The 10,333-nt window shown below is 71.5% G+C and carries 11 protein-coding genes; 5 read left to right on the forward strand and 6 right to left on the reverse strand.

The window, feature by feature from the left end; translation table 11 throughout:
• From HW577_RS13670 to HW577_RS13680, 3 genes are all read left to right on the forward strand, one after another.
• Positions 1-456 (forward strand): DUF1800 family protein (locus HW577_RS13670; RefSeq protein ID WP_198376690.1); only part of this gene is annotated, 456 nt, incomplete at its 5' end.
• Positions 453-1,652, forward strand: a complete 1,200-nt coding sequence (locus HW577_RS13675; protein WP_198376691.1) for a DUF1501 domain-containing protein — start codon at positions 453-455, stop codon at positions 1,650-1,652. The genes HW577_RS13670 and HW577_RS13675, both read left to right, overlap by 4 nt.
• A 72-nt stretch (positions 1,653-1,724) precedes the next feature.
• Positions 1,725-2,393, forward strand: coding sequence for a hypothetical protein (locus tag HW577_RS13680; RefSeq protein ID WP_198376692.1), 669 nt, complete (start codon positions 1,725-1,727; stop codon positions 2,391-2,393).
• A 4-nt stretch (positions 2,394-2,397) separates the two neighbouring features.
• Here HW577_RS13680 and uraH read toward each other — a convergent pair whose 3' ends face one another.
• Together uraH and HW577_RS13690 are read right to left on the reverse strand one after the other, a co-directional pair.
• Positions 2,398-2,760, reverse strand: coding sequence for a hydroxyisourate hydrolase (gene uraH, locus HW577_RS13685; RefSeq protein ID WP_198376693.1), 363 nt, complete (start codon positions 2,758-2,760; stop codon positions 2,398-2,400).
• A 15-nt stretch (positions 2,761-2,775) separates the two neighbouring features.
• Entirely contained in the window at positions 2,776-3,957 is a 1,182-nt protein-coding gene (locus tag HW577_RS13690) for a urate hydroxylase PuuD (protein WP_198376694.1), read from the reverse strand.
• A gap of 140 nt (positions 3,958-4,097) precedes the next feature.
• Here HW577_RS13690 and serA point away from each other — a divergent pair, with 140 nt between their 5' ends.
• On the forward strand, positions 4,098-5,348 hold the full coding sequence (gene serA / locus HW577_RS13695; RefSeq protein WP_198376695.1) for a phosphoglycerate dehydrogenase: 1,251 nt from the start codon (positions 4,098-4,100) through the stop codon (positions 5,346-5,348).
• Between the two features lie 3 nt (positions 5,349-5,351).
• Here the strand turns inward: serA and HW577_RS13700 are convergent, their stop codons facing one another.
• The 4 genes from HW577_RS13700 to HW577_RS13715 form a co-directional block, all read right to left on the reverse strand.
• On the reverse strand, positions 5,352-6,320 hold the full coding sequence (locus HW577_RS13700) for a TerC family protein (protein ID WP_332837689.1): 969 nt from the start codon (positions 6,318-6,320) through the stop codon (positions 5,352-5,354).
• A gap of 143 nt (positions 6,321-6,463) precedes the next feature.
• A complete protein-coding gene (locus HW577_RS13705) occupies positions 6,464-6,763 on the reverse strand; it encodes a hypothetical protein (protein ID WP_198376696.1) in 300 nt (99 codons plus the stop codon).
• Positions 6,760-7,143 (reverse strand): hypothetical protein, encoded by a 384-nt coding sequence (locus HW577_RS13710; RefSeq protein ID WP_198376697.1) that lies wholly within the window; start codon positions 7,141-7,143, stop codon positions 6,760-6,762. Before HW577_RS13710 ends, HW577_RS13705 begins: the two co-directional genes overlap by 4 nt.
• 161 nt (positions 7,144-7,304) lie before the next feature.
• The gene (locus HW577_RS13715) at positions 7,305-8,327 is read right to left on the reverse strand and encodes an amino acid ABC transporter substrate-binding protein (RefSeq protein WP_198376698.1); all 1,023 of its coding nucleotides are present in this window, start codon (positions 8,325-8,327) and stop codon (positions 7,305-7,307) included.
• Between the two features lie 217 nt (positions 8,328-8,544).
• Between HW577_RS13715 and HW577_RS13720 the strand changes: the two genes are divergently transcribed.
• Entirely contained in the window at positions 8,545-10,248 is a 1,704-nt protein-coding gene (locus HW577_RS13720; RefSeq protein ID WP_198376699.1) for a peroxidase family protein, read from the forward strand.
• Positions 10,249-10,333: the final 85 nt, after the last annotated feature.

Genomic DNA, 10,333 nt, shown 5'->3' on the forward strand with positions numbered 1-10,333 from the left:
GTCGAGGCGGCGCTGCGCGACAGCGGGGGCGACCTGGGCGCTGCCGCCCGCGCGCTGGTCGCCCTGCCCGAGGCCTGGGCCCCGCCGCTGTCGAAGCTGCGGCCGCCGACCGACTACGTGCTCGCCGTGCTGCGGGCGCTGTCCGCGCCGCCCGCCATCGCCGAACGGGCGATCGGCACGCTGCAATATCTCGGCCAGCCCATCTGGAACGCCCGCGCGCCGATCGGCTGGCCCGACGCGGCGGCAGAATGGGCCGCGCCCGAGGCGATGCTCCGCCGTGTCGAATGGGCCAATGGCCTCGCCGCGCGCGGGGCGGAACGGGATGCGGCGGGGCTCGCCGATGCGGTGCTCGGCCCGCTCGTCCGGCCCGAGACGTTGCGCGCCGCCGCCCGCGCGGGCTCGGCGCGGGAAGCACTGACCCTTGTCCTGACCAGCCCGGAGTTCCACCGGCGATGAGCGCGCATCTCCCCGCCCTCGGGCGCCGCACGGCGCTGCTCGGGCTTTCGGCCGCCCTCGCCCTGCCGCAGGCGCGCGTCGCCTTCGCCCAGGCGCCGGGGGAAGCGCGGCTCGTCGTCGTGCTGCTGCGCGGCGGGATGGATGGCCTGCATGCCGTCCAGCCCTATGGCGATCCGGCCTTCGCCGGGCTGCGCGGGCCGCTTGCCTTGCCAGAGCCGGGGCAGGAGGGCGGGCTGCTCGACCTTGGAGACAGATTTGGGCTGCATCCGCGCCTTGCCGCCCTGCACGCCATGTTCGGCGCGGGGGAGGCGCTGCTGGTCCACGCCGTCGCCGGCCATTGGCGCACCCGCAGCCATTTCGACGCGCAGGATCTGCTGGAATCGGGCGCCGACCAGCGGCTGTCCAGCGGCTGGCTGAACCGCGCGCTGGCTGCCATCCCCGCGCGCGCCGGGGCGCAGCCGGCGGGGCTTTCGGTCGGCACCGACATGCCGCTGCTGATGCGCGGCGCGACGCCGGTCGGCAACTTCGCCCCGCGCGGCAGCGCGACGCCGCCGCCCGACCTTTTTGCCCGCGTCGCCGAACTGAACGCCGCCGACCCGGTGACGGGCCCGGCCATCGCGGAAGGGCTGCGCGTGCGCGGCTATGCCACCGGCACGCTGGGGGAGGATGCGGCGATCCGCCCCGCCCAGGGCGGCGCCTTCCGCGCGCTGGCGCTGGCCGCGGGGCGGCTGCTCTCCCAGGCCGACGGGCCGCGCGTCGCGGCCTTCGAACTCTCCGGCTGGGACACCCATGCGCAGCAGGCGAGCCGGCTGAACGCGCCGCTCGCGCAGTTGGATGAAGGGCTGGCGGCGCTGAAGGAGGCGCTGGGCGCGCATTGGCGGCGCACCGCCGTGCTGGTGGTGACGGAATTCGGCCGCACCGTGCGCGTCAACGGCACGGCGGGCACGGACCACGGCACCGGGGGCGTCGCCTTCGTCGTCGGCGGCGCGGTCGCGGGCGGGCGGGTCGGCGGCACCTGGCCGGGCCTGGCCGAGCCGCAGCTGTTCCAGGGGCGGGACCTGGCGCCGACCTCGGACCTGCGCGCGCTCGCGAAGGGGCTGCTGCGGGACCACCTCCGCCTGCCCGCGCAGGCCGTGGCGCGGGCCTTCCCAGGCAGCGAGGCGGCCGCGCCGCAGGGCGGGCTGATCAGGGTGTGAAGCACGTCACCGCGCGCGGGCGCTGCGCGTGGCACAACGGCCGCCACGCCCGCGACGTCGGAGGAGAGCCCCATGCAGCCGGCCTGGGTCAAGCGGCAGGTCGATGACTTCGTGACGGAGTTCGCGACCGACCACGCGCTGATCGGCATCAGGCACCGCGATGCGCTGCTGCTCGCGCATCTGCTCGATCAGGGCAAGTATGACGGGCAGATCGAGCCCACGCCGGACCTCGCCTGGAGCGAGGGCTTCGTCTGGCGCCCGGCGGACCGCGCGCGGTTGCCGCAGCTCTGGCTCGACCCGCGCAAGACCGGCTACCGGGACGCCTTCGAGCGCTTCGCGAAGCGCGAACTCGGCGCGCCGGGGCTCGGCGGCGCGAATGTCCATATCGATCATGTCTTCCCGAAGAAGGCGGGCGCGATGGGCGGCCTCGGCTATGTGCGGATGCTGGCCGCGCCGCCGGAGTCAAACATGGCGGCCGGCCGGACGCTCGAGAAGGCGATGGTCGCGCGCAACGCGCTGCACGGGCCGCGGAAGCGCCACACGCGCGACGCGACCTATTTCTCGGTCGGAAAGGCCACAGGCTTTGCCGGATACACGGCCCTGCCGGACGCGGATGCGAAGGCGAACGCGCCGATGGTCGCCGCGCTGATGGCGCATCTTCGCGCCTGGGGGCTGCCCCCCGGCGTGCTGACCGCGCTCGATGAGCGGCTGACCGCGAGGACCGCGTGCAAGGTGCACTGACGCCTCACGACCCCCGATAGGTCGTGTAGGACCAGGGCGTGCAGAGCAGCGGCACGTGGTAGTGCCCGCGCCCGTCGGCGAGCCCGACATTCACGCTGACCACATCCAGGAACAGCGGCTCCGGCGCGATGCCGCGCCCCTTGAAGTATGCGCCGATGTGGAAGCGGAGCTCGTAGCGCCCGGCGCGGAAGGTGCCGGGCGGCAGCAGCGGGTCGCGCGTGCGGCCATCGGCGTTGGTCACCGTTTCCACCACCTGCGCGGGCTCGGGGTCGAGCCGCCAGAGTTCGACGCGCACGCCCTCGGCGGGGACGCCCTGCGCGGTGTTGAGTACATGCGTCGATAGCGTGCCCGGTCCGTTGCCTGCCATGGGATCCTCCTCCATTCAGTCGGTCGGCGCGCCGGCCGCGACCCAGGCGAGCAGCTTCGCACGCTCCTCCGCCGTGATCTCGGTGAGGTTGCCCGGCGGCATCGCCTCGGTCTGCACCTGCTGGCGCATGGAGGCCGCCCAGCGGCGGATCTGCTGCGGCGTCTCCATCATCACGCCCTTGGGCGGCGCGGCGAAGCCTTCCTGCGTCGGCCGCGCCGCGTGGCAGGACACGCAGCGCGCGGCGACGATCGCCTGCACCTCGGCGAAGGGCGGCGCCTCGGCGGCCCCGCTCGGGCGTTCCGGCGCGCCGGTCCAGATCAGCAGCGCGACCACGGCGGCAGCACAAGCCGGCAGCCAGGCCGCGTTCCGCCCCTTCTGCCGCAGCACGAAATACTGCCGCACCAGCGCGCCGGCGAGGCCGATCGCCAGCAGCACCACCCAGTTCCAGCGGGACTGGTAGGTCATCGGGTAGTGCGGCGAGATCATGATGAACAGCACGGGCAGCGTCAGGTAGGTGTTGTGCACGCTGCGCTGCTTGCCCCAGCGGCCGTATTTCGGGTCCGGCGCCTCGCCCTTCTGCATCGCCGCGACCATCTTGCGCTGGCCCGGCATGATGACCATCGCGACGTTCGCGACCATGATCGTGCCCGTCATGGCACCCACCTGGAGGAAGGCGCCGCGACCGCCGAAGATGTGGCAGGCGACGAAGGCGGTGACGGCCAGCGCGGCGGCGCCGATCGCGCCCAGCAGCGCCTCGTTCTCCCCGATCTTGGACCGGCACACCTGGTCATAGGCGACCCAGCCGCCCGCAAGCATCGCCGCGCTGATGAGCACCGCGAGCCAGGCCGGCATGTCGAGCACCGCGGGATCGACCAGGTAGGTCGAGGCCTGGCCCCAGTAGATCAGCACGAACAGCGAAAAGCCGCTGATCCAGGTCCAATAGGCTTCCCATTTGAACCAGTGGAGTTTCTCGGGCAGGCGCTCCGGCGCGACGAGGTATTTCTGCTTGTGGTAGAAGCCGCCGCCATGGATCGACCATTGCTCCCCGGCCACGCGGGGATTGCCGTCCTTCGGCCGGTCCAGCTGGTTGTCCAGGCCGATGAAGTAGAAGGACGTCCCGATCCAGGCGACGCCGGCGATCAGGTGCAGCCAGCGCAGCAGAAGGTTCGCCCATTCGGATAGATAGGCAGCGTCCATGAAGCATCCCCTGCGGCCCTGTGCAGCCGGCCGCTGCGGCGCAGCATGACGGGGGGCGGGCGGGCCCGGCAAGGGTGCCCCTTGTGCCCGCGCCTCATCCGGCGCAGGAAGCGGCCCCTTTCCGCCCCGAGGGCCCCGCCATGTCCCCTGCCCGCCTGTCCCTGCCCAAGGACAAGATCCGAATCCTGCTGCTGGAAGGCATTTCCGACAGCGCGGTCGAGCGGCTGGCCGATGCCGGCTACACGAACGTGAAGCGGGAATCGAAGGCGCTGGACGGGGCGGCGCTGATCAAGGCGCTGAAAGGCGTCCACATCCTCGGCATCCGGTCCCGCACCCAGGTGACGGCCGAGGTGATCGAGGCCGCGGACCGGCTCTTCTCGATCGGCTGCTTCTGCATCGGCACCAACCAGGTGGCGCTGGACGAAGCGGCGATGCGCGGCGTGCCGGTGTTCAACGCGCCGTTTTCCAACACGCGCTCCGTCGCCGAACTAACGCTGGCCGAGATCGTGATGCTGATGCGCGGCATCTTCCCCAAGTCGAACGCCGCGCATATCGGCGAATGGGACAAGTCGGCGGCCAATTCCTGGGAGGTCCGCGGCAAGACGCTCGGCATCGTCGGCTACGGCAATATCGGCAGCCAGCTGAGCGTGCTGGCCGAAGCCTTCGGCATGCGGGTGATCTACTGGGACCACACCGGCAAGCTGCCGCACGGCAACGCCCAGCCCATGACGTCGCTGCACGCGCTGCTGGCGGAATCCGACGCGGTCACGCTGCACGTGCCCGAGACGCCCGAGACGATGAACATCATCGGCCCGGCCGAACTGCGCGCGATGAAGAAGGGCGCGGTGCTGGTCAACAACGCGCGCGGCACGGTCGTGGATCTCGAGGCGCTGGCCGCCGCGCTGAAGGACGGCCACCTGCTGGGTGCGGCCGTCGATGTCTTCCCCGTCGAGCCCGCCCGCAACGGCGAACCCTTCGTCACCCCGCTGCAGGGCCTGCCCAACGTGATCCTGACGCCGCATATCGGCGGCAGCACGGGGGAGGCGCAGTGGCGGATCGGGGAGGAAGTCAGCCGCAAGCTGATCGAGTACTCCGACACGGGGGCGACCTTCGGCGCGGTGAACTTCCCGCAGGTCCAGCTGCCGGCGCGGCCGTCGGGCGCGCGCTACCTGCATGTGCACCGCAACGTTCCCGGTGTGCTGCGGCAGGTGGACGAGGCCTTCGCGCGCCGCCACCTCAACATCAGCGCGCAGTTCCTCCAGACCAGCGGCGGCGTCGGCTATGTCGTCATCGACAGCGACAATGCGCGCGACCAGGCGGAGGCGGTGCTCGAGGATCTGCGCGCGATCGAAGGCACGATCCGCGCCCGCCTGGTCTATGAGCGGCGGTGAGGCCTACGCCCTCGCCCCGCGCGTCTTGAACAGCGAGAAGACCACGCCGCCCGCGATCAGCGCCGAGGTGACGCCGAGGCCGATCGCCGGATCGAGCTTCCCGAAGAGCTGGTTCCAGAAGATCTTCAGCCCGATGAAGATCAGCACGAGCGACAGCGCGTATTTCAGGTAGGCGAAGCGGTGCACCATCGCGGCCAGCGCGAAGTACAGCGCGCGCAGGCCGAGGATGGCGAAGATGTTGCTCGTGTAGACGATGAAGGGATCCTGCGTGATGGCGAAGATTGCCGGCACGCTGTCCACCGCGAAGATCAGGTCGGCGATCTCCACCAGCACCAGGGCGAGCATCAGCGGCGTGAGCCACACGGCGACCTTGCCGGACTTCGGGTCGGGCAGGCGCACCAGGAACTTCTCCCCGTGCAGTTCGTTGGTCACGCGGAAGCGGCGCTTCATGAAGCGCAGCACCGGGTTGTCCTCGATCTTCGGCATGTTGTCGGCGACGACCAGCATCTTCACGCCGGTGGCGAGCAGGAAGGCGCCGAAGATCCACATCACCCAGGCGAATTGCGACACGAGCGCCGCGCCGAGCCCGATCATGATCGCGCGCAGCACGATCACGCCGAGGATGCCCCAGAACAGCACCCGATGCTGGTACAGCGCCGGGATCGCGAAGTAGGTGAAGATGAGCGAGATGACGAAGACGTTGTCGAGGGCGAGCGTCTTCTCCACCGCGAAGCCGGTGAAGTACTCCATCCCGCGCTCGGGCCCGAGTTCCCACCACACCCAGCCGCCGAAGGCGACCGCGACGGCGATGTAGAAGGCCGACATCCACAGGCTCTGGGAGACCGGGATCTCCCGCACCTTGCGGTTCAGCACGCCGAGGTCGAAGACGAGCAGCGCGACGACGATGCCGATGAAGGCGAGCCACATCCAGGCGGGCTTGCCGAGCCAGTCGGCGAACAGGAACGCATCCACGGGTCAGTTCCTCCAGATGCCGCGCGGGCGCGGCAGGTGAAGGATCCGACATCGCGGCGGGATGTCTCCCCGCCGCCAGAGGGGCCCGGATCCGGATGGCGCGCGAGATCGTTCCCCCGCGCGCCGGATTCAAGGGGGCCTGTTCAGCTCTCGATCGCCGTCCGCGCGGCGTTCAGCACGGCGCCGCATTCGGGTGCTGCCTGGCGCAGCACGGCCTCCGGGCTCGTCGTGCCGATCCAGGCGCCGAAGGCGGTGCGGACGGCCCACCAGGGCTCGGCCGAGGCGCGCTCGACGAGGGCGGGAAGTGCTGCGGTCGCGCAGGCTTCCACCTGCGCGACGACGGCCGCCGGCGCCCGCGCCGCGGCGAGCCGATCCTCGATCGTCGATTGCAGCGGCGCGACCAGGAAGGTCGCCACGAGGAAGGCGATGATGTCTGAGATCATGCCGTCGCGCCCCGCATGTCGCGCCGGAGCGCGATGACGAGGCCCGCCAGGGCCAGGATCGCGAGCGAAGCCGTCGCCGCGCGGGATGCGATAGCCGCCCCCGCCTGCCCGTCCAGCAGCGCAGGAACCTGCGCCAGCGCCGAACCGCCGCCGGCGAAGGCCACGGCGCACAGCAGCGCCCCGCCCGCTGCGGCAAGCCGCGGCCACCGCCCGGCGAAGGAGAGCAGCAGCGCCGCGACGCCGAGCCCCGCCGGGATCAGCGCCGTCCAGTGCACGGGTGGTGCGGGCAGCAGGTAGCCCGCCAGCCCGACGAGCAGCAGCGCCGCGCCGAAGCCGCGCAGCACGGCGGGCACGCTGGATAACGTCATGGGATCGCGCATGGCGACATGCCTCCTCTCCGCCGCGGGCGCGCGACAGGCGCGCCCGCCATGGTGGAGGTCCGACATCGCGCCGCCGCCCGAAGGGCCGGCGGCGCCAGAGGGGCCCGGACCGTGACGCGCAGATGGCCGTGCGCGCCGCGCGGTTCAAGCCCGCCGGCGCGTCAGCGCACCGGCATCGCGTACATCAGCCCCCCGCGCGTCCACAGGTCGTTGACGCCGCGCGGCAGCCCGATCGGCGAGCCCCGGCCGAGGTTCCGCTCGAACATCTCGCCGTAGTTCCCGACCGCCTTGATGGCGTTGTAGGCCCAGCGCCGGTCGATCCCCATCAGCGGCCCGTGGTCGCCCGCCACGCCCAGCAGGCGGCGGATGGCGGGGTTCGGGCTGGCCAGCATCTGGTCCACATTGGCCTGGGTGATGCCGAGCTCCTCCGCCTCGATCAGCGCGTAGACGGTCCAGCGCACGATGTCGAACCACTGGTCGTCGCCGTGCCGCACGGCGGGTGCGAGCGGTTCCTTCGAGATGATGTCGGGCAGGATCATGTGCTCCTCCGGCACGCGCAGCGCGGAGCGGATGCCGGCGAGCTGGGAGGCATCGGTGGTGAAGGCGTCGCAGCGGCCGTTGATGTAGGCGTTGCGCGTCTCCTCGTTCTGGTCGAACACCAGCGGCTGCACCTGCACGTTGTTCGACCGCGCCCAATCCGCGAGGTTGAGTTCGTTGGTGGTGCCGGAGGTGACGCAGATCGTCGCGCCGGCGAGGTCCCGCGCCCGCTGGACGTTGGCCGAGCGGCGCACGAGGAAGCCCTGCCCGTCGTAGAAGTTCACCGCGGTGAAGTTCAGCCCGTTCGCCGTGTCGCGCGTCTGAGTCCAGGTCGTGGTGCGGGAGAGCACGTCCACCTGCCCCGATTGCAGCGCGGGCAGCCGCGCCTGGGATGACAGCACCACCCAGCGCACCTTGTTCGCATCGCCCAGCACGGCCGCGGCGACGGCGCGGCAGGTATCGGCATCGAGCCCGCGATAGATGCCCTGGCTGTCCAGCACGCCGAAGCCCGGCGCGCCCGGATGCGCGCCGCAGATGAGCGCGTCGCGGGACCGCACGGCGGACAGGGTCGGCCCCGGGCTCGCGGTCTGTGCGAAGGCCGGAAGGGCCACGCAGAACAGCGCGGCGGTAAGGGCTGGCAGTCGCATGTCGGTTCCTCCCGGAAGCCGCGGCGCGTCGGGCGCCGCTTCAGGCGAGCAGCCTAGGCCAGCCGCGCGACGCTGCCAGCCCTGCGCCGCGTGCGGGGCATGGATCCGCATAACCCCAGGTTGTGCAGTTCCTCACATTTCCCCGGAACGGATGCGCCTAGGACTCCCACCCCACGGGCGAGGGCAGGCCCGGCCAACAGCCAAGGGAGCCTCTGCAATGACCAAGCGTCACAACCGCATCCACTACTATCTCGCCAACAAGGGCACGATCTGCGGGGAGGTCGAGCGCCCCGCGACGCCTTCCGAGGAAGCGCGCGCCTTCCGCTTCTCCCGCATCGTGGAAACCGGCACGCCGGCAGCATCCGACGCGCTGCTCGAGGCGCTGGCCGGGAAGATGACGGAAGCCGCACCCGACACGGACGGCCCCATCCCCGCGGGCTTCACCTATCTGGGCCAGTTCGTCGACCACGACCTGACGCGCGACCGCACGCAGGTGGGCTTCGGCGGCAGCGTCCCGGTCGAGGACCTGGTGCAGGCGCGCAGCCCCGCCCTCGACCTCGACAGCGTCTATGGCGAAGGGCCGGGCGCGGCCTCCTCCGCCGCCTTCTACCAGGCCGACGGCGTGCGGCTGAAGCTCGGCACGACGAAATCCTCGGGCCCGCCGGCGACGCCCGTCGCGACGCTCGACCTCGACGGCTTCGATCTGCCGCGCAAGGGTGCCGCGGGCCCGGTCGAGGAAGCGCGCCAGGCGCTGATCGCCGACCCGCGCAACGACGAGAACCTCGCCGTGGCGCAGACGCACCTCGCCTTCCTGCGCTTCCACAACAAGGTCTGCGACCGGCTCGCCGTGGCGGGCACGCCGTCCACCGTGCTGTTCGAACGCGCGCGGGAGACGGTGGTCAAGCACTACCAGTGGATGCTGCGCTTCGACTTCCTGCCGCGCATCGTCGACCCCGCCATCGTGACCGACGTCTTCAGCGTCGGCCGCCGCTTCTTCGAGGTGGGTGCCACCGGCTTCCCCACCATGCCCGTGGAATTCTCGGTCGCGGCCTACCGGCTCGGCCATTCGATGATCCGCGACAAGTACGACTGGAACGCGGTGTTCGCCCCCGGCGGGGCGATCGGCGATTTCGGCACGCTCGACAACCTGTTCCGCTTCTCGGGCACCAGCGGCAACCTCTCGCCCTTCAGCAGCGCCGACCCGAACCAGCCATCGGACCTCAACAATCCGCTCGACGGGGAATTCGAGCGGCTGCCCACCAACTGGGTCTCCGACTGGACGCGGATGTTCGACTTCGCCAACGAAGGCGTGCCCGCGCTGGCCCCCGAGCCCGGCCATGCGGTGAACATGGCGCGGCCGATCGACATCCGCCTGACCGACCCGCTGAAGCTGCTGCCGCTGGGGTCCTTCGGCGCACGGGGCGGCGGCGTGGGCGTGCCGGCGGCGCAGCGCAACCTCGCCTTCCGCAACCTGGTGCGCGGGCGGATGGTGCGGCTCGCCACCGCGCAGGAAGTGGTGAAGGCGATGCAGAACGCGGGCATCGCCATAACGCCGCTGACCTCGGCGCAGATCCTGGGCAGCGAGTTCACCGGCCTGCCCCAGGCGCTGCAGGACGAACTCGTCACCGCGACGCCGCTCTGGTTCTACGTGCTGCGCGAAGCGGGGCTGAACGGCGGGAAGATGGGCAGCATCGGCGGGCGGATCGTCGCCGAGGTGTTCCACCGCGCGATCGAGGGCAGCCGCATCTCCATCCTGCGCGACCCCTTCTTCACGCCCACGCTCGGGCGCGTGGCGAACATGTTCCGCATGACGGACCTGCTCGGCATCGCCTTCGACGCGGCGGCGGGGGAGATGCGCCCGCTGTCGCAGAACGCGCCACGGCCGACGGCGGCGCAGATGAAGGCCTCGATCGATCCGTGAGCGCCGCGCCGGGGCCGGCCGCGCGCCGGCCCCGGCGTCAGGCGGTGCGGCGGACCGGCATGCCGAAGCGCTGCCAGGCCGCGAG

Source organism: Neoroseomonas rubea (assembly GCF_016106015.1).
In the GTDB taxonomy this organism is placed as follows: domain Bacteria; phylum Pseudomonadota; class Alphaproteobacteria; order Acetobacterales; family Acetobacteraceae; genus Neoroseomonas; species Neoroseomonas rubea.

What these genes read in the sequence shown, in the direction of transcription:
- HW577_RS13675 (WP_198376691.1), top strand. Translation starts at nt 453, where the DNA reads ATGAGCGCGCATCTCCCCGCCCTCGGGCGCCGCACGGCGCTGCTCGGG.
- HW577_RS13680 (WP_198376692.1), top strand. Translation starts at nt 1,725, where the DNA reads ATGCAGCCGGCCTGGGTCAAGCGGCAGGTCGATGACTTCGTGACGGAG.
- uraH (WP_198376693.1), bottom strand. Translation starts at nt 2,760, where the DNA reads ATGGCAGGCAACGGACCGGGCACGCTATCGACGCATGTACTCAACACC.
- HW577_RS13690 (WP_198376694.1), bottom strand. Translation starts at nt 3,957, where the DNA reads ATGGACGCTGCCTATCTATCCGAATGGGCGAACCTTCTGCTGCGCTGG.
- serA (WP_198376695.1), top strand. Translation starts at nt 4,098, where the DNA reads ATGTCCCCTGCCCGCCTGTCCCTGCCCAAGGACAAGATCCGAATCCTG.
- HW577_RS13705 (WP_198376696.1), bottom strand. Translation starts at nt 6,763, where the DNA reads ATGATCTCAGACATCATCGCCTTCCTCGTGGCGACCTTCCTGGTCGCG.
- HW577_RS13710 (WP_198376697.1), bottom strand. Translation starts at nt 7,143, where the DNA reads ATGCGCGATCCCATGACGTTATCCAGCGTGCCCGCCGTGCTGCGCGGC.
- HW577_RS13715 (WP_198376698.1), bottom strand. Translation starts at nt 8,327, where the DNA reads ATGCGACTGCCAGCCCTTACCGCCGCGCTGTTCTGCGTGGCCCTTCCG.
- HW577_RS13720 (WP_198376699.1), top strand. Translation starts at nt 8,545, where the DNA reads ATGACCAAGCGTCACAACCGCATCCACTACTATCTCGCCAACAAGGGC.